This is a genomic window from Pleionea sp. CnH1-48 (genome assembly GCF_024124665.1).
Taxonomy (GTDB): Bacteria; Pseudomonadota; Gammaproteobacteria; order Enterobacterales; family Kangiellaceae; genus JAMXSB01.
Genome location: NZ_JAMXSB010000020.1, coordinates 60338 through 85102, shown reverse-complemented (window position 1 = coordinate 85102; position 24765 = coordinate 60338). Strand labels below are relative to the sequence as shown.

Genomic DNA, 24765 nt, shown 5'->3' with positions numbered 1-24765 from the left:
TCAGGCAAGCTAATGAATATAAAAAATATATCTAATAACTGAAAAAGCTCATTGGTTGGCAACCAATGAGCTTTTAAAAGTAATGACAGCTATCGAGATGTTATTCCCACTCAATCGTTGCAGGAGGCTTAGAACTGATGTCATAAGTGACTCGTGAAATGCCGTCCACCTCATTAATGATTCGATTAGAAACCAACTCAAGGAATTCATAAGGAAGGTGTGCCCAGCGAGCCGTCATAAAATCAATAGTCTCAACCGCTCTTAACGAAACAACATAATCGTACTTACGAGCATCTCCCATCACACCAACCGATTTCACAGGTAAAAACACCGTAAATGCCTGTGATGTTTTATGATAGAGCTCATGGTTATAAAGTTCTTCGATATAAATTGCATCTGCACGTCGAAGCAAGTCAGCGTATTCTTTTTTAACTTCACCTAAGATACGCACACCTAACCCAGGACCAGGGAATGGATGACGATATAGCATATCGTAAGGCAGACCTAACTCCAGGCCAATCTTACGTACTTCGTCTTTAAACAACTCACGCAGAGGCTCAACCAATCCCAGTTTCATGTCTTCTGGCAATCCACCAACATTGTGGTGAGACTTAATGACATGAGCTTTACCCGTTTTGGCACCAGCGGATTCAATAACGTCAGGATAAATAGTACCCTGTGCTAACCATTTTGCATTTTCACATTTGTCCGCTTCTTCCTGGAACACTTCAACGAAGACACGGCCAATCACCTTACGTTTATCTTCTGGATCAGCAACACCTTTTAACTCACCCAGGAAGCGGTCTTCGGCATCAACCTTAATGACTTTGATACCCATGTTCTTGGCAAACATGGCCATGACCTGATCCGCTTCGTTCAAACGCAATAAGCCATTATCAACAAATACACAAGTAAGCTTGTCGCCAATCGCTCGGTGCAACAGTACTGCGGTTACGGATGAATCAACGCCACCAGACAAACCAAGAATCACTTCATCATCACCAACCTGCTTGCGAATATGTTCGATAGCATCGTCAATGATATTATCTGGTGTCCATAATGCTTCACATCCGCAGATATTGACAACGAAGCGCTCTAAGATGCGACCACCTTGACGAGTGTGAGTAACTTCTGGATGAAACTGAATACCATAAAACTGTTTGTCTTCATTTGCCATGGCCGCATAAGGCGCATTAGTGCTCGAACCAATTTTGGTAAAGCCGTCAGGAATAGAAACAACTTTGTCACCGTGACTCATCCAAACATCAAGCAAACCAACGCCATCTTCATCGGCGTGGTCTTCGATGTTTTCAAACAACTTAGAAACGGCTTCATGCTTAACCTGCGCATAGCCAAACTCACGCTCTTCAGAAGATGCAACTTCACCTCCTAGTTGAGCCGCCATGGTTTGCATGCCATAACAAATGCCTAATACAGGTACACCCAACTCAAAGACGACATCAGATGCTCGAGGAGTCGATGCTTCTGTCACACTCTCTGGCCCACCAGAAAGAATAATCCCTTGTGGATTAAATTCGCGAATGGCTTCTTCGCTCATATCGTAAGGATACAACTCACAGTAAACTCCAATTTCTCGAACGCGGCGTGCAATCAACTGAGTGTACTGAGATCCAAAATCTAAAATAAGAACTCGACTGGCATGAATATCTTGAGACATATGCGATAACCTTAATTAAGCATGTAATCGAATACGGACAAAACCGAATCTCTTAAAAAGTAAAAGCCGCGACCTGAATCGCGGCTAAGAAAAGTATAGTATCGTTCTACAACATCAGCGTAGAACTTGAAGCGTCTATCGATTTTGGTAGTTAGGCGCTTCTTTGGTGATCTGAACATCGTGAACATGAGACTCGCTCATACCCGCAGCCGTGACTTTCACAAACTCGGCTTTAGTGTGCAGATCATTGATGGTCTGGCATCCGGTTAATCCCATGCAAGAGCGCAAGCCACCCATCATTTGATGAATGATGTTAACCATTGTGCCTTTGTAAGGAACTCGACCTTCAATGCCTTCTGGAACCAGTTTATCCGCCGCATTAGAGCTTTGGAAATAACGATCACCGGAACCATGCTTTTGTGCCATGGCGCCCAAAGACCCCATACCACGATAAGATTTATAAGAACGCCCCTGATAAAGCTCTACTTCACCCGGCGCTTCTTCAGTACCAGCCAGCATACTACCGACCATAACAGCGCTAGCACCAGCGACCAAGGCTTTACACATATCACCAGAATAGCGAATACCACCATCAGCAATTAATGGAATACCTTTGTCTTTCAAGGCTTCTGCAACATTAGAAACCGCAGAAATCTGAGGAACTCCAACGCCAGTTACAATACGAGTGGTACAAATAGAACCAGGACCGATGCCAACTTTTACGCCATCCGCTCCTGCTTCAGCTAATGCTAAAGCACCAGCCGCAGTCGCAATATTACCACCAATTAACTGAACATCAGGGTATTGCTGCTTAACGCTGCGTACACGATCCAGTACACCTTGAGAGTGGCCGTGTGACGTATCAACCAAAATGATATCGACACCAGCTGCAACCAACTGAGCAACACGCTCATCGGTATCAGGCCCTGTGCCCACTGCGGCACCAACACGCAAGTGGCCGTAACGGTCTTTACTTGCTTTTGGCTTATCTTCCGCTTTTTGGATATCTTTAACGGTGATCAAACCTTTTAGGTGAAACTGATCATCAACCATTAACACTTTTTCGATGCGGTGTTTGTGCATCAAAGCCAGAGCTTCTTCTTTCTCGGCACCTTCTTTAACGGTAACCAGACGCTCTTTAGGGGTCATAACGGTAGAAACAGGACGATCCAGATGAGTTTCGAAACGAACGTCTCGGCTAGTCACGATACCAACCAATTCATTTCCTTCGACGACAGGAACGCCTGAAATGCGATGCTCGGCTGTTAACGCTTTAAGCTCACCAATGGTCATTCCAGGATGAACAGTAATAGGGTCGCTAACAACACCACTTTCAAACTTCTTTACTTTTAAAACTTCAGACGCCTGCTGCTCAATGGTCATGTTTTTGTGAATAAAACCTAAACCACCCTCTTGAGCCAGCGCAATAGCAAGGCGCGATTCTGTGACAGTATCCATCGCAGCGGATACTAAGGGGATATTTAACGAAATCTCTCTGGTCAACCGAGTTTCCAGTTCAGCCGTGTGAGGTAATACGGTAGAATGGGCTGGCACGAGTAAGACATCGTCAAATGTCAATGCTTCCTGAATGATTCGCATAATAAAAGACTCACCCTGCGATTAAAAAATGGGAGGTAAACCAAAGCGGAATTATAACATTTATCAGAAAGTTGAAACAATGCTGTTGGGCACAATAGTTGCAAATAATAGCTATAAATCATCGCCGCTTGGCTAATAACTCCAATAAAGATAGCAGACTGATGTATTTCTTACTCAAATGACACATCAATATCTAATGAGCACTCACCGATCTAGTATGGAAAAGAAACGATGCTGAAACCCGTTTTACAGCCACAACGCCCTACCGAACGCCAGTATTTAAGCGTCAGTCAGCTTAATCGAATGGCTAAGTCAGAACTGGAAAAGCAGTTGGGACACGTCTGGTTGCAAGGCGAAATCAGTAATTTTTCGGCTCCTGCGTCAGGGCATTGGTATTTTTCGTTAAAAGATCAGCAAGCCCAAGTCCGTTGCGCCATGTTTAAAGGACGCAATCGGCTGCTGCGTTTTCGACCTGAAGATGGGCAGCAAGTGATCGTTAAAGCCCGTGTCACCCTCTACGAAGCGCGGGGAGAGTTTCAGCTAGTCGCCGATATTATGGAACCTGCTGGCGTCGGCGCTCTGCAACTGCAATTTGAGCAGTTAAAAAACAAACTGGCCGCAGCAGGCTTGTTTGATGAAGATGGCAAACGCCCTATTCCGACGGCAATTAAAACTCTGGGCATCATTACTTCTCCCACGGGTGCCGCTATACGCGATGTACTCACGGTAATGGAGCGCCGCTTTCCACTGACAGAGATCATTATTTATCCCGCACAGGTACAAGGTAAAGATGCTCACAACACAATCATTCAGGCATTAGAAACCGCCAACCAACGTAATGAATGTGATGCGTTACTGCTCACCCGAGGCGGTGGTTCGATGGAAGATCTTTGGTGTTTCAATGAAGAAAGTCTCGCTTACGCCATTACTAATAGTTCGATTCCTGTTGTTTCGGCTGTTGGCCATGAAGTGGACTTTACCATCGCCGACTTTGTTGCTGACTCACGTGCACCAACACCTTCTGCGGCAGCAGAGATGCTTAGCCGCGATCAGCAGCAACAACGACAAACTCTGGATAACTATCAAATGACTTTGCAAGATCTTATGTTGAGTCATATCGAAAGCCTGGCAACCCACTTAAATTTTCTTGCTTTAAAACTAGCCGATCCCGACCCAATACTCGACAAATACCAGAGTGCAATTCAACAACTCTCTGCTCGCATGAATTTATTCATAGAGAAAAAAATCAATACTGAGAGCACTAGACTGGAGCAACAAAAATTACACCTCAGTAGTTTGCATCCAGACAAGCAATTGTCATCAATGAAAAAAGACTGCCATCATTTAAGCAAGCGATTGATTCAAGCGATGGAAACCCAACTTAATCAACAACACCAGCAATTAATTCATAGCGCACAACGACTGCATACCGTTAGCCCATTAGCCACTTTAGATCGAGGCTATTCCATTACGCTAAAAGATGATGTGGTTGTTAAAAGCTGTGCGGATGTTAATACCGGAGACATCATCACGACCAAACTTAAAGACGGTGTTGTGACCAGCCAGGTTCAATAAAAATTTCCAGGTAACCACCCGCAACCAATCAAGAAAGAGCTTTTCACACGAGGGGAACTTGGTTTTGTCTTTCTGATGTTCCAGAGCTCACGCCATTACCTGGAAAATAACTTCACAATATTCTGTTTTACAGGATATTGACTTTAAAGCCATTCACTTCTTGAGCATCAGGCTCTGCAATAAAGGTGTAGTTGATATCGTCTTGTAAGGTTATGGGCTCGCTTCGATAGAGTAAAAATCGGTTTTCATTTTCGTCTTCATAAATCAAATATATTTCGTAGGTATCTGTTGGTAACGTAAAGTTTTTGACATCAGTAAAGTCCAGGTTTTCATAGGTATAAGTGGCAGTATCGAGAGTCTCATCAGAACGGACGAAATACACATTGACCTGGCTATAATCAGCAATAATGTTAACCAGGTTTGCATCACTTTGATAAGCTAAAGGACGAACATCTTGCTCAAAAGAAAGGGCAGACGGCAGGCCTTCTTCATCATTATAAACAACCACACTTTTCGAGTCCGCATAGTTCAATGTGAGCAGAAGATCTCTGAAATAAACATTATCAGCATTGCCTGCCTCAGTCATAGAAAGCGTAAAATCACCAAAACTCGACAGCATATAATCACTGAATACATCATTATTTAGCGAGGTAAAGTCGGCACTGTTATCTAAACCATTGCGATAAAAGTCGACATTATCAATGGCATCAATACTATTATAAACCCGATACTGTGCCGCCTCGTTAATATCTTGGTATTCAATAACCGAAGAAGAGTTAGAAATTCGATCAAGCGCCACACTTGAAGTACCCGGACCAAAATCCTCTCTCAAAGCCAGAACATAACGATTTAGCTCAGAAAGAATAATATCTTCTGATTGAAAAACAATATTGTCAGAGCCGCTATCCGTCAGATAAACAATGTAATCCCCAGCTTCTTTAGACAAGGACGAAGAAAAACCTTTGTAATCTAAAGACGCTAAGAACTCAGCATCAGCAAAGGTTTCGGTCGATGACGAAATATAAACATCGACTGGCGCAAGGTTCTGTGCAAGATGAGCAATGTGCAACTGGACGAATCCATCGTCTACATCAGTTAATGTGAAATCGAACTCCATCAACTCTGGCTGGCGAAAGTCTCCCGTCATTATGAATAGATGTTGTACGCCCTGCCTTAAAGTAACGGAGTCTTCCAGAATATCAACATCATCACCATAATTATCTTTGCGGGTTAACTTGAAGTTGTATGTGTTTTCATCAACGGTATAAAGAATGGTGACATCACCAAAGTCAGCAGAACTATAAGGTTGATCATCCAGATGAAACTTGGCATCCGACGCATTAGGAGAGGCGTTATAAAAATGAACATAACTATCAACAAAAACAGTGGCATCATCATCACTGCCAGAATCACAACCAACTAACACAAATAACAAAAGAGAAAAAACAAAAGAGAGACTTTGTTTGAGAAACATACTCACCAACCTCGAATAAATGACTGAATCGTTTTATTGAAACTAACGCAAACTGTGACCCACAGGTTGACGGTGAGTTTTGTAAAGATAGGTAAAGAAAACTGATGCCAAACTGACATTAAGTAAGATAACAATGCGATAGCAAGCCATAGGCTCATCAATGATGTGAGCAGTAAACCCGAGCAATCAATACCATTCAGTAGAGCCTGCTTTCGTCCTGACTCCTTTCACTCATCATGACGCATCCATACTCTTTGCTTCCATCCCTAGCCAATATCTCATTATCCTTAACTTAAACCTTCAACTCCTTGCTTAATATAACTTGCGATTCCTTACTTTAATTATGTCACCTGAACAAAGCGGCAAAAGCAGGCTCACGTTCGTTTTTCGTGTATTTTTGTCGCTCTCATATATAAGACTTGCAGGCAGCAAAAAGCGTCGCAAAAAAAATTTATTTTTTTACTTTTTTTGATGAAAATCAATGAAACTTAAAATGGGGCTTCTATTGAAGCTGAGATAGGATTGGGAATATGAGTAAAAAAAGGCTTTCGCCGTGAGCGAAAGCCTCATAATATTATTTCTTCTTCTTGCCAAACTTTTTAATGGTGCGGCGACGCTTTAAACGCTGACGTCGAGTTATTTCTTGTTTTTTGCCTTTGTAAGGGTTGTCCCCTTCTTTCAGCTCAAACTTGATGGGTGTCCCCATAATATTAAGCGCTTTACGGAAATGCTTCATCAAGTAACGCTGGTAAGATTCCGGCAGTTTGGAAGTTTGGTTACCATGAATAACAATTCGAGGTGGATTGTGGCCACCAGGGTGAGCATAACGCAGCTTGATACGAAACCCTCGAACCATAGGCGGAGAATGCTTGGCAACAGCAATCTCAAGCGTTCGGGTTAGTTTGGAAGACGACATCTCTACATTGGCCGAACGATAAGCTTCATCCACCGAGCCAAACAGATCTCCCACGCCAGAACCGTGAAGAGCAGAAATAAAGTGAATTCGAGCGAAGTCAGCAAAGATTAAACGACGCTTGATGTCATCTTTTATCTTCTCGCGGGCTTCCTGTTCCATGCCATCCCATTTATTAATAGCGATAACAATAGAACGCCCTGCATCCAGAGTAAAACCTAACAAGTTGAGATCTTGCTCAGTTAAGCCCTCTCGTGCATCAAACACCATCACACAGACATTAGCGTCCTCAATGGCCTGCAAAGTCTTTAGAATGGAGAATTTTTCTACCGTTTCTTTGACCTTACCCCGCTTACGTACACCCGCAGTATCAATCAACGTATAGTTCTTGCCCATACGTTCCATTTCGATATAGATACTGTCTCGTGTAGTTCCAGGCAAGTCATAAACCACCACTCGGTCTTCGCCTAACATGCGATTAACCAAGGTGGATTTACCCACATTTGGTCGCCCAATAATGGCAAGTTTAGGATGTTTGCGCGCCTCTTCTTCCGACTCCTCTTTTGCAGGAGCAGACAAAGGCACTAACAACTCTTCGCTTAAACGGGAAACACCACGTCCATGAGCCGCTGCAATAGCATGAATAGAGTCAAAACCCAGGGCATAAAAATCAGCCATAGCCTGGTCTAGATCGATACCATCAATCTTATTAACCACCAGATGAACAGACTTGCCGCTGGCGCGCAATTCTTGCGCAAGGCTTTCATCAACACCCGTTAGTCCAGCACGACCATCAACAATAAACAGAACAATATCAGACTCATCTACAGCCGCTTTCGACTGTCCAGCCATCTTGCCGTCAATGCCAACTTCGCCACCAGTAATACCGCCAGTGTCGATAATAATAAATGGGCGTCCCTGTATTTGCGCATGACCATATTGGCGATCGCGCGTTAAACCGGGTAAATCAGCTACCAGCGCGTCACGACTTTTAGTCAGTCGATTAAATAAGGTGGACTTACCCACATTGGGGCGTCCAATTAACGCAACTACAGGAACCATATAAACAACAATCTCTTAAAAATAACTAAATAAGGCAAAAGCCGGAGACTACAATGATAGTCTCTAGCTTTGTTTTTTGTAGGCAATCAGGTCGCCATCACGAGTTAATATGACTAACTTGTCATCAAGTACCAGAGGGTTCGCAATGATACCACTGGAACTGACAGACTCCTGGCCGATCAGCTGTCCTGTATCTTTATCCAGGATATGTAAGTACCCTTCGTAATCTCCAACGACAACATGGCCACCAAAAGCAACGGGCTTGGATAAGTTACGTAAAAACAGGTCTTTTTGAGTCCACAAAATTGCACCGCTATTGCGGTTCAGTGCACTCACGTAACTGTTATCATGAGCAACGAGCAACAACTGGCTGTGAATTGACATATCACGGAAGGTCGATAGCTCTCGTTGCCATAGCGTTTCACCGCTGCGCAGTTCAATACTAATGACATTACCATTGTAAGAAGCGGCATATAGAGTACTACCAAATACTAAAGGCTGAGCATCAACGTCGACGATTCGTTCTAGTTCTGAGCGGCCACTAGGAGCAGAAATTTGTTTCTCCCATGCCAGACGACCACCGTCCAATAAGAACACACCCACTTTACCATTGGCGAAACCGCTGATTGCAGCGCCGCGACTGATAACCGGTGCCGATGTGCCACGCAAGGTCAAACTGGGTAGGGTTTTATCATAAAACCACTGACGCTCACCGCTATCAACAGCATAAGTGTAGATCATGCCATCAACGGTTCGAACGACTACATAACCATCATCAATAGCAGGAGCAGAGATAATCTCGCTCGATGTTTGAGCCTGCCATTTGTCTTCGCCGGTTTCGGCATCTAACAAAATAATCTGGCCATCGCGTGTTCCAACAGCAACATGCAAGTTACCAACACTCACACCACCAGAAATATCGGCTTCCAGCTCTCGCTCCCAGACCGTATCACCGTTCTCAGGATTGATAGCTTTAACAACACCATCAACATCAGCAGCGTATATCTTGTTATAGCCGTAAGCTGGACTCAGCTTAAGAAGACGCTCATCAACGCCAGAACCAACACTGATGTCCCAGACTTTCTCAAACTCTACGGTTGCTTCTATCTCTGGCAGAGGGTTAGGAACCAACTCATCTTCGTCAGCACCACACCCTGTCAATAACAATGAACTTGCTACTAATAATGCACTCAATGTTTTCCAATTCATTAGGAACCCTGTTTGTTTTCGTCTGCTTTAGCTTCTTCTGTTGTGTTTGCAGGAGCCTCAGCAGCCTTGTTAATGCTAATACCTGGAGTAGTTAGATCATCAACAAGCATCTCAAGTTCATTTTTTACGATATAAGAATTCGTTTTTTCTCCGGCAACCTCATACAAAGCACGTGCTTTCTCTTTGTCACCCATCGCTAAGTAAGCATCGCCCAATACAATATTGGTCATACCGGTGTAGGCTTCTTCTTTAATGCCTTCCAATAAAGTGATGGCTTGCTGGTGTTTTTCTTGAGCGTTATACAGACGAGCCAGACGCACCTTGAAAATAGGCTGAAGCTCACTGCCTTGAGTTTTTTGAACAGCCCAGTCGAGCTCTTTTTCGGCTGCAGCCCAGTCGGCTTTCTCCGCTGATAATTTAGCCAAATGCAAAGAAGCAAGCAGCGCATAAGCAGTATCGGCATGATCGTTTTTCAGCTCATTAGCCTTCTTAACAAACTCGTCAGTATTGTCTTTAATATTAATTTCAGACAAAATTTCGTAGGCCTGCGAGGCACTTTTCTTGGTTTCGATTGTGTGACTCTGATACTGTTCCCAGCCAAAATAACCACCTAAACCAATCGCAATACCAACCACTACCGACAAGCCGTTTTCTTTCCACCAGTTTTTCAGGGCTTCGACTTGCTGTTCTTCAGTTTCGTAATCCACTTTACACTCCTCAATCTATCATTCTGTTGTCGATGCCAGGTAGCCATCGAGAAAATCGGATAATTCTTCTTGTTTCATCGTGAGCTGATCACGCTGCTCTCGAAGAAACTTAACACCTATCGTTTGTTGCTGAATCTCGTCTTCACCTAGGATTAACGCGATACGGGCACCAGAACGATCAGCCTTTTTAAATTGTTTTTTGTAGTTGCCACCACCCAGGTTGGTCATCAGACGCAAAGATGGGGTCTGGCTGCGCAATGCTTCTGCTAATACGGTCGCCTTGATTTCTGCATCTTCACCCATGGTAATCAAATACACATCAGCCTGTCCTTGAAGCTGTTCTGCAAAGGGCTTGTTTTCCAACAAAGCAATAATGCGCTCAAGACCCATTGCAAACCCGCAGGCAGGTGTGTCTTGTGCACCCAATTGAGAAACAAGGCCATCATAGCGACCGCCACCACAGATCGTACCTTGGGCTCCAAGATCATTGGTGATCCATTCGAAAACGGTGCGATTGTAATAATCCAGGCCACGAACCAGTCGGTGGTTAACCGTATAAGGAAGACCAGCAGCATCCAGACGAGCGCGTAAGCCATCAAAATGCTGTTGCGATTCGTCATCAAGATAGTCGACTAACTTGGGGGCTTCTTCGATGAGCGACTGCATCTCTGGATTCTTACTATCCAGGATACGCAAAGGATTGCTAGTTAGTCTGCGCTTACTGTCTTCATCGAGCTTATCGATATTCTGCTCAAAGTACTCTACCAGCACTTCGCGGTGTTTGGCTCGAGACTCGGCCTGCCCAAGAGAATTGATGTGTAACTCAACACGATCGGCAAAACCCAGCTCTTTCCACAGACGCCAGGTTAAAAGGATTTGTTCGACATCAACATCAGGGCCCGCAAAGCCAAAAGCTTCAACACCCAGCTGATGGAATTGTCGATAACGGCCTTTTTGTGGCTTCTCGCGGCGAAACATAGGTCCCATGTACCACAACTTTTGCTGTTGGTTATAAAGGATACCCTGCTCAATACCAGCACGAACGCAGCTTGCCGTCCCTTCAGGGCGCAAGGTTAAACTGTCATCGTTAATGTCTTTCCACGTGTACATCTCTTTTTCCACAATATCGGTGACTTCACCAATAGAGCGTTTAAAAAGAGCTGTTTTTTCGACGATGGGGGTACGGATTTCGGAGTACCCATAAGCAGCAGTCAAGCGGCGTAATAGCTGCTCCAGCTTTTGCCATAGCACTGTATGCTCTGGCAGAAAGTCATTCATGCCCTTGATTGCCTGAATTTTTGCGCTCAATGTCGTGTTCTCGCTATCTGCGGTTCGAAAATAAGGTAAACGCGGCATTATAACGAAAAACCAACTAAAGTGGACCCGTGATCCATGGAATATTTAACAAAGTCATTGATAAACACAGCTAATTACGCTTTTTTACACTCAAATGCCGCTAATCCAATCCTTATTAGCGAAATTCAGCCCTCCAGACACCTCTCCATAGCCTCATAACTGTTCAGTTTATAACCACAAAAGTGAAAAACGGGCTAGAACAGGAATGAACGCTATACTTATTTAAAACGGAATAAGGGCATCTCAAATTCAGTGAAATTCTCTGTAGGTATATTGCTATTTGTTAGCTTAATCTTGTCTCACTCGCTCGAAGCCAAACGCGTCCACTTAACGCAAGTCTCAAGTGAACAAGGTTTGAGCCAAAACGAGATAAACAGCCTAATTCAGGATTCTGAAGGCTTTCTCTGGATTGGTACCTACCAAGGACTTAATCGCTATGACGGTTATCGTGTTGAACAACTTCCCTCGCAGGACCACATATTAAATAGTGCCCAAATCAATTATATCTACGAAGACACCTATAAAAACTTATGGGTAAGCGCATACCCCAATTACAACTTTCGAATAAATAAGCAGACTAACGGAATCGAGGCGGTACTCTTTGAGCCCCCCAAAGACTACGATTTACAATACCCTCTTATCAGCCACGCCCATCAAGCTGATGATGGACGTCTCTGGTTAGCAACATTCCAAGAAGTGTTTAGCTATTCCCACGATAATAAGCCGCTCAAGTTCTTGCTCTCTATTCAACAGTTGGAATCCTTCAAAGAGCAGCACATCATTCGTACGCTCTACCAAATTGAAGATTATTTGCTGGTGGGAACATCCAATGGGCTATTTTCATTTAATTTAAAAACGCATACCGTCCAAAAGCTCAATCATCGTCCCTCAACAGGTCAAGAATATTCGGCAGATACCAATAATATAAAAGGAATATACGTAACGGCGTATGAGCAAGTTCTGATTGCCACCGTCGAGGGCCTGTACGCTTTTAACAAAAAGTCACTGCTAAAGAACTTAGCCACTGAAACACCCGCTCAACCAGAACAGCTGATAAGGCAGTTAAACATCTGGAAAATCATAGAAGCCGATAATTTTCTTTGGGTAGCTACTCACGAAGGGCTTTTTAAATATCATAATTCAAGTCAACTGGAATTCGTTTTTAAATATTCAGAACAACCTCAGAGCATTAGCAATAACAATATCAATCACATGATAGAGGATAACGAAGGCAACCTTTGGTTGGGCAGTTACAATGATGGGCTATTCAAATGGCGTCCCAATAACGCCGTTAAAACAGTCTATCAAAAGGGTCTATCCAATCCTCGGGCCTGGGTCATTCGAGAAGCGCCTGATGGTGCCCTTTGGGTCGGCACAGAAAATGGAGTCAACAAAATACCAGTAGGCTCTCAACCCATTAAGCAGTTTATGGTCAATAGTGACAAGAAAGCCGTATATGGTGAAACCTATGTTACCGATATGGAGATTGTTAATGACACTTTATGGGTGAACTCCATCGGCGGCCTGAGGGCCTTTGATATCAACACAGACAAAGAAGTGACTCTCAACCTTCCGGAGGCTTTAAAAAGCGAGCAAGGTAATACCATCAGCGAGTTGTTTTTATCCAATGACAACAAGTTGCTTATTATTAAAGCCGAAGGTATTTATGAGTTTTCTCTCGATACTCAGCAAGCTCAACACCTGATCAATACCATTAGCTCAGGAGATCTAACCAGGCCAATATATCGATTTATTGGTCCAGTAAGAGGAAACCCTAAACAACTCTATGTATCTGGAGCCAACGAAACCTTGCTGTACGACATGGAGCAAAACGAACTAAAGAGCATTCATGAACTTCCATCTGATAAGGATATACAAACAGAGCCGCAAAGTGTTTACGAGTCCGAAAATGCACTATGGATTGTCTATCCCGGACATGGCATCTACAAAATTGACAACAAAACCTACACAACGATCGAGTTTAAGTCGGAGCAAGAACTTAAAATAAAAACCGCTATGGACTTAATTGCAGAAGACAACGGTCAACTTTGGCTAACAAGTAACGATGGTCTCTATCGCTTTAATATTGAAAACTTCCACTTACGCCGCTTTGATGTCCGCGATGGCTTGGTATCGAATGAGTTCAATGGCGGCGCTTTTTTAAAATCCCAAGACAGCCTCTATGTTTTTGGCGGAGTAAAAGGGTTAATGAAAATAGATCTAGGGGAACTCGGTAAATACAAGAGCGGACGATATCAAGCCCATATCACACAATTATCCACACTTTCCAGACCGCAAAAAGATCAGTTTGGTAGCTATCAAAAAAAATCACTATCTCTCAATCACGACGACTTTGGTATCAATATCAACTACTCAGCACTGTCTTTAACAAAACCCGAACAAATAAAATACATGCACTGGTTTGGGGATGATAAAGAAGATACCTTAACGGTTACTAATGATACTCAGTTATTTTTACCAAAATTAAAAATAGGTAGTCATGTACTTAATATCAGTGCCGTTGACTTCGAAACAGGAAAAGTATCACCACCAACAACCTTGAGTATAACCATAGCGCCTCCTCTTTGGTTAAGATGGTGGTCTCTTCTTATTTATGTTGTCTTAACTTTAAGCACAGTGTACTTGATATATGCCCGCAAGAAAAAACAACAAGAAGCCTGGATGATAGCTCACAATCAACTTAAGGAAAGCGAAGAAAGGCTTCAACTGGCTTTGCAAGGAAAAGAAAGTGGCCTTTGGGACTGGAGTGCGGCTACCAACCTCTTTTTTGAACCAAGATTAGTTCATGAAGTTGATGACAAAGACAGTATCGACTTTCACGACCGACTATCCTCAATACATGAAGATGACAAAGAGACTTACTTAGATACCTGGAGCCAGCTGATCACAGGAAACATTACGACCTTTGATCATATCTATCGAATCAGGGACAAACAAGGTAGCTGGCTATGGTTTAGAGATGTCGCCAAAGTAACAACGAAGGATGAAAATGGCAACCCGTTAAGAGTGACGGGTACCTACACAGACATCAGTGCAAATAAAGAAGCCCGTGATAAAGTCATTCTATTTTCTAAAGCGTTTGAAAACAGCCGTGATATCATCTGCATATTGGATCAAAAGAAACAAGTTATTGCGGTTAACCCCTCGTTTTATCAATCAACTCAACACACCGATAAAGATATTATTGGCAAAGGTGTTTTCTTTTTAAGACAAGAACAGGGTAGCAATGATTTTGTTGATGCGCTTTTCAAAAGTATCGAAAACGAAAAACACTGGGAAGGCGAAGGCTACATGCAGAAAAAATATCAGCCCCCTTTCCCAGTCTTGATCAAAGCGAACCTGTTTATTGCTCATGATAGTTCGCCCCACTATGTATTTACCATTACAGATATCAGTGCCCAAAAAGCAGCCGAAGAAGAACTGAGAAAGCTTGCTAGTTATGATCCATTAACCAACTTACCTAATCGAACTTTATTAACCGATCGCATACATCATGCTATTGCACACTGTAAGCGCAAGAATAACAAGCTTTGCATTTTCTTTATCGACTTGGATCGCTTTAAACAAATCAATGATTCATTGGGCCATGATATTGGAGACTTATTACTCATTCATGTTGCCAAGATCCTAACCAGTTCTATTCGAGCTAACGACACAGCAGCACGGCTTGGAGGAGATGAATTTGTCATTGTACTCGAAGAAATTTCTAACCTTGATGCGGCAAACCGAATAGCACAACAAATCATCGATAATATGTCGCAGCCAATCAATATCAAGAACAACGAAATAATAACGTCTCCTAGCATTGGTATATCAACCTACCCTGATGATGGTGACGATGTTGATACTTTACTAAAACATGCAGATATTGCCATGTATCATGCTAAGAGTGCAGGAAGAAATAACTTCCAATACTATCAACCAGAAATGAATGAAAAAGCCCACGATAAACTGCAACTTGAGGGGGAGTTGCGTCGCGCTATCAAACAAAACGAATTTACTTTGCATTACCAACCTCAAGTTTCCATAAGCACAAATAAAGTGATTGGCTTTGAGGCGCTTGCTCGTTGGCAGAAAAAAGATGGAACCTGGGTTCCTCCCTGTGACTTTATTCACATAGCAGAAGAAATGGGGCTCATTATTCCGCTGACAGAACAATTAATGGAACAAGCTTTCTCTTTGCTCTCATCATGGCACAAAGCAGGCCTTAACCTGGGCATGGCGATCAACCTTTCTGCAAAACACTTGTCCCATCATGATATTTTGGGTTTTATCAACGAGTTGTTAGAAAAATATCCAGTCGACTGCAGACAGGTCGAGTTCGAGCTAACAGAGTCTGTGTTAATGGAAGATATCGATAGTGCATGGCAACTATTTAAAGATCTGAGTGAACGTGGAATCGATCTGGCTTTAGATGACTTTGGTACTGGTTACTCTTCGCTAAAATATCTGCATCAACTGCCAATTAAAAAGTTAAAAATAGACCGCAGCTTTATCAATCAAATAGGCGTTCAAAAACAAAGCGAGGCGATCATTGAGTCCACCATAGCCTTAGCCCAGAGCCTTAACCTAAAAACAGTCGCTGAAGGAATAGAAACCAAAGAACAGCTGGCTTTTATTAACTCCTTAAATGTCGATCTCGCCCAAGGTTATTACTTTTCCAAACCTTTATCTATAGAAGCGCTGCCCGATTATTTAGAAAAAAATTACTAGGACTTGTTTTACTTACTAAAACCAAGGACAATTGGTTATCTATAATAGAATGTTTGCGGAGTCTCTAAGTCATGAGTGAATCGTCTCTCCCCTTTACCTATCGAGGACGACAACCTACGCGCATTGACGGTATTGAACGAAGAAAGTTAATACTGGAAGCTACTTTAAGAATCATCGTAAAAAGTGGAATACGGGGCGTTCGCCATCGCTCGGTGGCAGAAGAAGCTCAAGTGCCACTCGCAGCGACAACCTATTACTTTAAAGAGCTATCCGATTTAATACATGACTCTTTTCTTTACTTTGCAGAAGATAACTTTGCGTCTCTTAAAGCGCTGGAGTCAATGAGTTATGAGCTACTTAAAACACACAGTGATAACATAACAACTGACTTTCTGGTTGATCAGTTATCAGATTATTTAACACAACATATTCTTAATCAAACAAAAGACTACGATTCACGTTTACTTGAGCATGCTTTTAAAACCGAAGCATTAAGAAATGAACACCTTGCCAAAGTAGTTAGCCTTTCCGAGACTGAGCAACTCAGTATTATCACACACTTTTTTCAACAGCTCGGCTACAAAGACGCTGAACTTCATGCTCATAATATTGCAGCCACTATTTTGCATCTGGAATATACCTTATTGCTCAACTCTAAGCAGATAGATTTAGTCCATAGCAGTATTCGCCATACTTTGTCTCTCATTTTAACGAGCAAAGCTTAACGGCAGTCATGTCTAACAACTGCCATATTAACTGTTAAGAGCAATTGCCTTTCATACTGCGGATCCATTGTTGAATTAAATCAACACCTTCTTTATGCACAGTAGCCCGTCCCAGCTCTGGCATCATAGCTCCAGGATCAAGAGAATGCATACGATATAAGAGAATCGACTCATCGGGTTTTTCGGGCACTATCGAAAAGAGATGCCCTCCCGTACCTTGACCCGCAGCAACCGGGGGTTTGCACACCCCAAGTTTCAAATCGTCATTCTGCGCGATATCCAGAAACAAGCCCGATGTATCAGCTGCACCAACTGGGTTATGGCAGTGCCCACAGTTAATATCAAGATAACTGCGAGCTCGATGATCAATGTTATTTTTTGCATCTAAAGTCCACAGTGCATTCTGAGGCACTTTCTCCAAAGAGGGGACCCCTTTTAAAATACCGGAAGTTCGCCAATAGTTAATTTGCTGCTGTTCACCGCTGGCATAAAAATAGGTTTTGTTTAGATGTCTAGCTTTAGGTCCTATCGGTTTGATGACACGAGCGCTATGATTGGGAGCATGACAACCCACACACTGATTAGCATCAGGCACGCTGTAATTAAATGCTACCAGTTGGCTGCCAGACTCCTCACTAACCAGCTCCAGATCGAACGAGCCTCCGGTAATTTCTAGAACGGCGTCGGTTTGCTCTTCGTTCCATACATAAGGCAATGCAACCCAACCGTTCTTTGAATGATATAAGACTCGAGTTTCAATCAAACGAAGATGATTAAGGTTTAATGCCTGTCCCACGAAATCTTGACTATAGTCGGAGGTTTTCAAAACCTGATTATGACTACCACCTTTCACAGAAGGATAATAAAAGGTTTTAGTAATAACGGAACCAACTGGAAAATCAAAAGTATCGTCCTGACGATAAACAGCCGTTTCGCCTTCAGGAACCCACACGGTTCGAAACTTATGAGCATAATCAGAAAACAATGCCGTATTTAAATCGTAAGGTATGACTTTTTGGTTAATCACAAGGCGGTTGCTATCACGCCACAGCACTCCCCAGGCACTTAATGACTCAGGATAATTATCACCGACGGGCAAAAGTACTTTTTTTTCAGAAGAACAACCAGTCACTGTAAATAGAATCAGCAGACTTACCAACGAAAAATATTTATTCAACATCAATTAACTACCTCGTTGCAGTGATACTTGTGGCAGCTTGTCATGAACACACTGATGTGGCTTTATGTCGGTTGATATGTTTTTATAGTTGTTACCTGCATCAACATTGATAATCCCAGCAGTGTCATTATCAATACAAATGGCATATTCTTTCTTTAGTTTGCCTTCGGATATTTTTTCACTGTTTACAATACCATCCCATAAAATATCAGGCAGACGTCCATTGAAACCAAACTGCGCTACTTTTAACGCCTTTAGCTCGAGATGGTCTGGGGAGTCACCGCCACCAGAAAAGCGATTCTTATAAATAAAAATGGTTTCTGGATAAGGGTCAAAATCTTTCGCTGTCGACTTTTCAGAATAATAGCCAGCACTAAAGTAACTAGAGATAATGATATTGGCTGTTTTGTTTTCAGAAATATCATTTTCAAAAATTTCAACTTTGTCATTTGAGTTAATAATGACTCCCGAACCCGCAGGTACACCAGAGACAGCAGCCCCTTCTGGAGCAAAATTACTCGTGTTGTTTGCAAAAACCTGATTGTTATAAATTCGCGTAGAATGGCCAGGTTGAGGTAGATTAGGCATATTAAAAACTAAGATGCCTCCTGTGTTATTAGTGGCCACGTTTTCGTACACATCGGCACCAATCGTGTTTTCGATCTCAATGCCTGCGACGTTATACTCCGCTCGATTATGCCGTACGATGACATCTCTGGATTGTCCAACATAAATGCCCGCATCGGATGCACCAATCACAACGGATTTTTCAATCAGCACATTCTCACATTGCACAGGATAAAGACCATAAGCGCCATTTTTGGTATCAGGACCATTGGTCCACTCAACCCTCACATCGCGAACCGTTAAATGATTACACTCATTCACTTTAATACCATCGCCTTTGGTATCTTCAACGGCGAAGTTTTCCAATACGATATTATCGGCCGTGACAATCAAGCCTTCGGCTCCCTGCTTTTGTCCCTTAAACGACAAGACACTCTTATCTTTACCCACACCTTTAATAACGACATTACTCACGTTGAGTGATAATGCTCTATCGATAACATGTCGCCCTTCGGGGATTGTGATCACATCGCCAGGCTTTGCTTTAATCAGCTGAGTCAGTAGTTTTTTCTGAAAACTCTCATTTTTTACAGAGGGTTCAGGCGCTTGCTCGGAACATGCCGTAAGCAACATGGCCCCTCCTAGCCCCATAACAATGCAACGATGGAAGATCTGTCTATAGGCTTTCATTACCATTTCCCCAAAAGCGGCAAAAATGGTACGTTAGTACCAAATAGAACAAAAATCAACACTTGAGCATGGCGCAGTGCAATACAGCTAAGTTTGTTTCGCTGCGCAGAATGTGATACTTAATTAGTACAATTGTACCATTTAAGCTTAAAGTGGATAACTAACTCTTCACAGTTGGTTTGTGCCAGAAAAAAATAAAACACTTTTAATAAGGCAAATTAAGCACAGTTTCATGGTGTTTCTGTAGGGGTTGCAAACAGAGGCGTATAAGATACCGCTTAGTGTTGCCGACATTAAAAGTGCTCATAACAATAACTTGGAGCAAAACCTAATGAAAGCAGCATCATTCAGGGATAATAACAAAACCTCGCTTCCCACATTGAAACTCCTCTGCTCAGCAGTCACCGCAGCCATCTTCTCTACCTATGGTTATAGCGCTGAAGACGACAAAGACAAGAAAGCCGATGACTCTGAATACACCAAAGTAGTGGTCACCGCGCAGCGTCGCGAACAGAACCCACAAGATGTTCCAATTCCTTTGAGCGTTTACTTTGAAGGGGAAATGCGCGAGCTGGGTGCAATCAACATTAATGACTTAGGCCGCTTTGCTCCAGGTCTAGAAACCAACAACGCCAGCCTAACCCAACCTAATTACACCATTCGCGGCATATCGACTAACGATTTTGGTATCGGCTCTGATCCCGCGGTTGCCGTTTATATAGACGGTGTGTATGTAGGTCGTAGTGGCGCAGCGCAACTGGACTTTAACGATATAGAACGAATCGAGATTCTCAAAGGCCCACAAGGTACTTTATTTGGACGCAATGCCGCAGCAGGTGCAATACAGGTCATCACCAAAAAGCCATCGAAAGAATCCGAAGGTCATGCACTCGTTACACTGGGCAACTACAACAAACGGCGTATCGAAGCAGGTTTTAATCGAGCTTTGGGCGAAGACGTTTATTTTCGCGGCAGTGTTTTTGCCAATCAACGCGATGGATATATTAACAATGCCATCACCGGCGAAGACATAGGCTATCAAGACAACTACGCTGCCAAGGGTGCGGTACTCTGGGATCTGGGTAACGACAACGAAGTCGTTTGGCGTTTTGATTATGATAATGTTGATCAGGATGCTCGCCCTGCCGCAAGTACCAACGCAACCATCGCACCAGCAAATCCTTTTGGTGACTATGAATCCGATATAGACACTATGGAAACTCGTGAAGCCTGGGGAACATCGGTTGAAGTCAATCTTGATCGTGGTGGTGTTATCTTTACCTCCTTAACATCATTACGTTCTTTTGAAAGTGTCAACTTTGAAGAAGAAGACGGCAGCGCCAATAATCGCTTTTTCTTTGCCACAACCAATCAAGAAGAACAAACACAGTTCAGTCAGGAGTTTCGTTTAACCTCTGATAATGACAGCAATGTACAGTGGACACTGGGCAGCAATTTCTTTTGGGAAAACGTAAAGCAGAAACACGTTGTTGATATTTCGACAAATACACTCGACACCTTCTTTTTAATTGATGGAGGTATTCCTGCGGAATTGATTCCGGCGGTCCCCTTGGGCACGGGCATATCAGGATTCCTGGCTCAAGGGTTCGCTCAACAGTTTGCTCTTTTATCACAATTAACAGGATTAACTACCGATCAAATTTTGGCGATGACGACTCAAGCAAACTTGAATCGCCCATGGCGCGAAGTGACCGAAAACGACGGCAGCTTTTCTGGCATCGCGTTTTTCTTTGATATGAATTACGCCATTACCGATAACCTGAACCTAACTGCCGGTTTACGTTATAGTCATGACAGAAAAGTCTTTACTATCGACTCACAATGGCGCAACGAGGTCATCATCCCCATAGATGGTGTACCACCAGAACCTTTTGGTTTTATCTTTTTTGATCAGTTCAATAACTACAAACAAAGAGACAGCTGGACAGACTGGACACCTCGCGTCGTACTCGACTATAAACCTAACGACAACTCCATGTTTTACTTTAGTGCGGCTAAAGGATTTAAGGCTGGTGGATTTAACAGTCTCGGTGTTGATCCCGCTTTTGAACAAGAGAATATTTTTAACTATGAGCTAGGTTACAAATCCGACTGGTTAGATAATCGTTTGCGCTTTAACTTCTCGGTGTTCCGTTACGACTATGACGATTTGCAAATTTTGAAACTGTCTGGCCCATCGGGTTCTATCCCAACTTATAACGTTGGTAATGCTGATGCCAAAGGTGATGGACTCGAAGTTGAGATCGATTGGTCTGTTACCGATAACTTCCGCTTATCTGCCAACTACGGGCACATTAAAACTGAGTATACCGACTATCAGTTGTTTCCAGGAGAAACAGCAGCGGATGACTTAACGGGTGAACCCTTATCATCCATGCCCGAAGATAAATTTAACCTTCAAGCGCACACGACGTTTGATATTGGAGATTCTGGCAGTTTAGATTGGCGAATCAACTACACCTACACAGGTGACAGAGTGGATCAGTCAGGTGCCGATGCGTCACAAAAAATAGAAAGCTACGAGTTAATCAATACTCGCTTTACTTATCGGCCCGCTGATGCAGATTGGGAAATCTCTTTGTGGGGTGCCAATATAACCGATGAAGAATACTTATACAGCATTGGTGGTCAAGGCAGTGCGGTGGGTAGTCCTGTCACGGTGAGAGCAGAGCCTGCGACTTATGGTTTGGATTTCCGTTGGTATTTCTAGATAAACTTTTCGATTGCATATTAGAAGACGTAAAAAAAGGTTCAGCATCTGCTGAACCTTTTTTATTTTAGCTTATCGCTCACGAACAATAATACCCAGAGCATCTAGTACTCCATTTGCTCGGCCATGAAAACCAACGATTTCATAACCCTCAGGAGCTGCTAATTCATAGGTCATCCCAGCGCCCTGTGCTTGCCCTAAACCATAAGCAGGGCTAACACGCATATTAGTGTGGATAGTGATACTTCCAATAACGCTACCATAAGATCCCGTGATTTTCTTAATATACTCACCAGGCTGAAGAACAAATTCGCCTTGCGCTCCTCCACTACCGCCATGTCGAGCAGAAGTTTGAGTAGAACCATCTTCTCGGGTAATAGTCATCTGCAGAGAATCAACCCACCAGCCAGATCGAACCTTAATACTCTTGATAGTCGTAGGCTCATTCACTAGCGACAGATCAGAGAATGCAGTTCCACCGTTGCCACCATAAATGGCGTCCATGACAATCGCTGAATTTGTATTGGTAGAACCGCCACCGGAACCACCACTCGAACCGCCCGAACCACCATTTGAGCCACCGCTATTATCAACACAGTTAGCTTTCACAGGCTGAACCAGAATGCCAATCGCATTTAAATAGTGTCCATCAGAACGACCACGGAATCCAGTAATAGCCATACTATCAGGAGCAGTCAACACAAAGCTGTTTCCAGCACCGTTGCCGAGTCCAGAACCAAAAGATTGCTTACGACCTTTATTGGTATAAATCACTAGCTGCCCAACAAAATCGCCATAGGTACCTTCAACTTTGGTGATGTATTCATCTGCGCTCAAGCTCATTTCCATCGGAGCACCACCGTTACCACCAATAGCTGTAGATGATTGAGTAGCACCATTTTCTAGTTTACGTGTTACTTGCATACCATCTAACCACCAACCGCCACGGAAAGATAGCTTGCTAATTTGGCTCGTTGCCGTCGGCGCATCAGTAAAGCTGTTTCCACCACTGCCACCATAAATAGCGCCATGAACTTCTGCTGGCTCATTGATATCAGACAAAGCACATGCAGTCAGGTTGCTGCCTCCTGAACTGCCGCCACTATTACCGCCTGAACTATTAAAATTATATAAGTCGCGAACTTCCAAACTGCGAATCACAAGGCCTATCGCTCTTAAGTAATTATCTGCACGACCTTGGAAGCCAGTAATCTCATATCCTTCTGGCGCTGATAGCTCATAAGTAGAACCACTACCATTCGAGCTTGCTAGACCATAGGTAGGACTCACACGCTTGTTAGTATGGAAAGTGATACTGCCAATATAGTCACCATACTCTCCAGTGATCTTAGTAATGTATTCATCATCACCTAATACAAACTCACTGACTCCACCGCCATTTCCGCCGTGTTGAGAATAAGATTGAGCTGCTTCCGTAGAAAGTCGATGAGTCATTTGAATGGCGTCAATCCAAGGGCCACTGCGAACCTTGATTTTAGAAATCACGCTGGCATCATTAGGGATATCTGCAAAACCAGTCCCGCTGGCACTACCCACAATGCTTCCGTAAGTTTTACTCACTAAAGCACTAAAAGGCAGTAAGTTTTCTAACGCATCCAATGCTGCTTGATGCTCTTCATCAGCAGTTGAACTGGCTAACAAAGCCGCTGCCTGTGCATTCAACGTATTCGCAATATTTCTTAATTGCGCAGCAAACGCTTTCAAGAAGAAGTTAGAACTATAAGTGTCAGCCATAGCATTGTATTGCTGTGCCTGTTGAATCAGTTGCAGATAACTGACATATACTTGAGTAACCGCTGCTTTCTTTTGGCCAATGTTATTAATTGCGTCTTCCACTTCGGTACATGCAGAAACATTACCAGAGGCATCAAACTCCAGACAGGTATAACATTTAGAGTCAATCACATAACCTTGCCACGCTGCTTCAAAGCCTGCAGCATCACGAGATAAACACCAACCTTCTGAATCGGAGTTGCCCCAGTTTAATACTGTAGACCCTGACTTCAATAACGACGCTTTGTTAATCCAAAGAGCATCATCGTTACTTGCATAAAGTTTCACAGATACATTGCTAGAGTTAGTTAAACGACTCTCAGTCGACTGATAAGTATAACCGCTGTTATTAGTGCAATCAGAAATCAAGTTAGCCGAGTCAACTTCTGTGTGAACAAGGTCACCACTCTCAAACCATCGAACACCCAAAGTGTCAGTCGTTTGTGCACTCGATAAACTGGGTGTTCCTCCACTCGAATGGCATTCAATATTGAATTCTGTCGCCGCAAAGGCAGAATTTGTAAATAGTCCTGCAGCACTTACTAATAGTCCTGCCAATGTCCTAAATTTATGATTTATCATAAATTTTACTTCTCCAATTTAAATTTAAACCTAGTTCAATATGAGTCCAATACTCAGATAGGCAGAATTCTAATGAGCAAATGTCGAGAGAGTTAGCAGGAAAAGTGCATTTTGACTTTTAGTGAATTAATACCAATTAGACATTTATCATAAAGTGAATAACTGGCGCTTTTAAGCGCCTGTTTGTGT

The 24765-nt window shown here is 43.0% G+C and carries 14 protein-coding genes; 4 read left to right on the top strand and 10 right to left on the bottom strand.

Annotation, left to right across the window (positions count from 1 at the left end):
* Positions 1–100: 100 nt before the first annotated feature.
* Both guaA and guaB read right to left on the bottom strand, forming a co-directional pair.
* The gene (gene guaA, locus NH399_RS24475; RefSeq protein ID WP_253044037.1) at positions 101–1678 is read right to left on the bottom strand and encodes a glutamine-hydrolyzing GMP synthase; all 1578 of its coding nucleotides are present in this window, start codon (positions 1676–1678) and stop codon (positions 101–103) included.
* A 135-nt stretch (positions 1679–1813) separates the two neighbouring features.
* Entirely contained in the window at positions 1814–3280 is a 1467-nt protein-coding gene (gene guaB, locus NH399_RS24470; protein ID WP_371876118.1) for an IMP dehydrogenase, read from the bottom strand.
* Between the two features lie 228 nt (positions 3281–3508).
* On the opposite strand from guaB, the gene xseA reads away from it, so the two are divergent.
* A complete protein-coding gene (xseA, locus tag NH399_RS24465; protein WP_253044028.1) occupies positions 3509–4852 on the top strand; it encodes an exodeoxyribonuclease VII large subunit in 1344 nt (447 codons plus the stop codon).
* A 127-nt stretch (positions 4853–4979) separates the two neighbouring features.
* Here xseA and NH399_RS24460 read toward each other — a convergent pair whose 3' ends face one another.
* From NH399_RS24460 to hisS, 5 genes are all read right to left on the bottom strand, one after another.
* Positions 4980–6326 carry a DUF4397 domain-containing protein gene (locus tag NH399_RS24460; RefSeq protein WP_253044026.1) on the bottom strand — a complete coding sequence of 449 codons (1347 nt, stop codon included), beginning with the start codon at positions 6324–6326 and terminating at the stop codon, positions 4980–4982.
* Between the two features lie 574 nt (positions 6327–6900).
* Positions 6901–8301: a ribosome biogenesis GTPase Der gene (der, locus tag NH399_RS24455; protein WP_253044024.1), complete on the bottom strand. Its 1401-nt coding sequence runs from the start codon at positions 8299–8301 to the stop codon at positions 6901–6903.
* Between the two features lie 63 nt (positions 8302–8364).
* Entirely contained in the window at positions 8365–9510 is a 1146-nt protein-coding gene (gene bamB, locus NH399_RS24450; RefSeq protein ID WP_253044022.1) for an outer membrane protein assembly factor BamB, read from the bottom strand.
* Positions 9510–10217 carry a tetratricopeptide repeat protein gene (locus tag NH399_RS24445; RefSeq protein ID WP_253044020.1) on the bottom strand — a complete coding sequence of 236 codons (708 nt, stop codon included), beginning with the start codon at positions 10215–10217 and terminating at the stop codon, positions 9510–9512. Before NH399_RS24445 ends, bamB begins: the two co-directional genes overlap by 1 nt.
* An 18-nt stretch (positions 10218–10235) precedes the next feature.
* The gene (hisS, locus tag NH399_RS24440; RefSeq protein ID WP_253044018.1) at positions 10236–11573 is read right to left on the bottom strand and encodes a histidine--tRNA ligase; all 1338 of its coding nucleotides are present in this window, start codon (positions 11571–11573) and stop codon (positions 10236–10238) included.
* Between the two features lie 252 nt (positions 11574–11825).
* Here hisS and NH399_RS26045 point away from each other — a divergent pair, with 252 nt between their 5' ends.
* Positions 11826–16307, top strand: a complete 4482-nt coding sequence (locus tag NH399_RS26045; protein WP_253044016.1) for an EAL domain-containing protein — start codon at positions 11826–11828, stop codon at positions 16305–16307.
* Positions 16308–16378: 71 nt separating this feature from the next.
* The gene (locus NH399_RS24430) at positions 16379–17032 is read left to right on the top strand and encodes a TetR/AcrR family transcriptional regulator (protein ID WP_253044014.1); all 654 of its coding nucleotides are present in this window, start codon (positions 16379–16381) and stop codon (positions 17030–17032) included.
* Between the two features lie 34 nt (positions 17033–17066).
* Here the strand turns inward: NH399_RS24430 and NH399_RS24425 are convergent, their stop codons facing one another.
* Positions 17067–18212: an SO2930 family diheme c-type cytochrome gene (locus NH399_RS24425; RefSeq protein ID WP_253044013.1), complete on the bottom strand. Its 1146-nt coding sequence runs from the start codon at positions 18210–18212 to the stop codon at positions 17067–17069.
* Positions 18213–18215: 3 nt separating this feature from the next.
* On the bottom strand, positions 18216–19469 hold the full coding sequence (locus NH399_RS24420; protein WP_253044012.1) for a parallel beta-helix domain-containing protein: 1254 nt from the start codon (positions 19467–19469) through the stop codon (positions 18216–18218).
* Positions 19470–19800: 331 nt separating this feature from the next.
* Between NH399_RS24420 and NH399_RS24415 the strand changes: the two genes are divergently transcribed.
* Positions 19801–22200 (top strand): TonB-dependent receptor, encoded by a 2400-nt coding sequence (locus tag NH399_RS24415; protein WP_253044011.1) that lies wholly within the window; start codon positions 19801–19803, stop codon positions 22198–22200.
* 72 nt (positions 22201–22272) lie between these two features.
* Here the strand turns inward: NH399_RS24415 and NH399_RS24410 are convergent, their stop codons facing one another.
* Positions 22273–24576, bottom strand: a complete 2304-nt coding sequence (locus NH399_RS24410; RefSeq protein ID WP_253044010.1) for a jacalin-like lectin — start codon at positions 24574–24576, stop codon at positions 22273–22275.
* Between the last annotated feature and the right edge of the window lie 189 nt (positions 24577–24765).

What these genes read in the sequence shown, in the direction of transcription:
- guaA (WP_253044037.1), bottom strand. Translation starts at nt 1,678, where the DNA reads ATGTCTCAAGATATTCATGCCAGTCGAGTTCTTATTTTAGATTTTGGA.
- xseA (WP_253044028.1), top strand. Translation starts at nt 3,509, where the DNA reads ATGCTGAAACCCGTTTTACAGCCACAACGCCCTACCGAACGCCAGTAT.
- NH399_RS24460 (WP_253044026.1), bottom strand. Translation starts at nt 6,326, where the DNA reads ATGTTTCTCAAACAAAGTCTCTCTTTTGTTTTTTCTCTTTTGTTATTT.
- der (WP_253044024.1), bottom strand. Translation starts at nt 8,301, where the DNA reads ATGGTTCCTGTAGTTGCGTTAATTGGACGCCCCAATGTGGGTAAGTCC.
- bamB (WP_253044022.1), bottom strand. Translation starts at nt 9,510, where the DNA reads ATGAATTGGAAAACATTGAGTGCATTATTAGTAGCAAGTTCATTGTTA.
- hisS (WP_253044018.1), bottom strand. Translation starts at nt 11,573, where the DNA reads ATGCCGCGTTTACCTTATTTTCGAACCGCAGATAGCGAGAACACGACA.
- NH399_RS24430 (WP_253044014.1), top strand. Translation starts at nt 16,379, where the DNA reads ATGAGTGAATCGTCTCTCCCCTTTACCTATCGAGGACGACAACCTACG.
- NH399_RS24425 (WP_253044013.1), bottom strand. Translation starts at nt 18,212, where the DNA reads ATGTTGAATAAATATTTTTCGTTGGTAAGTCTGCTGATTCTATTTACA.
- NH399_RS24420 (WP_253044012.1), bottom strand. Translation starts at nt 19,469, where the DNA reads ATGAAAGCCTATAGACAGATCTTCCATCGTTGCATTGTTATGGGGCTA.
- NH399_RS24415 (WP_253044011.1), top strand. Translation starts at nt 19,801, where the DNA reads ATGAAAGCAGCATCATTCAGGGATAATAACAAAACCTCGCTTCCCACA.
- NH399_RS24410 (WP_253044010.1), bottom strand. Translation starts at nt 24,576, where the DNA reads ATGATAAATCATAAATTTAGGACATTGGCAGGACTATTAGTAAGTGCT.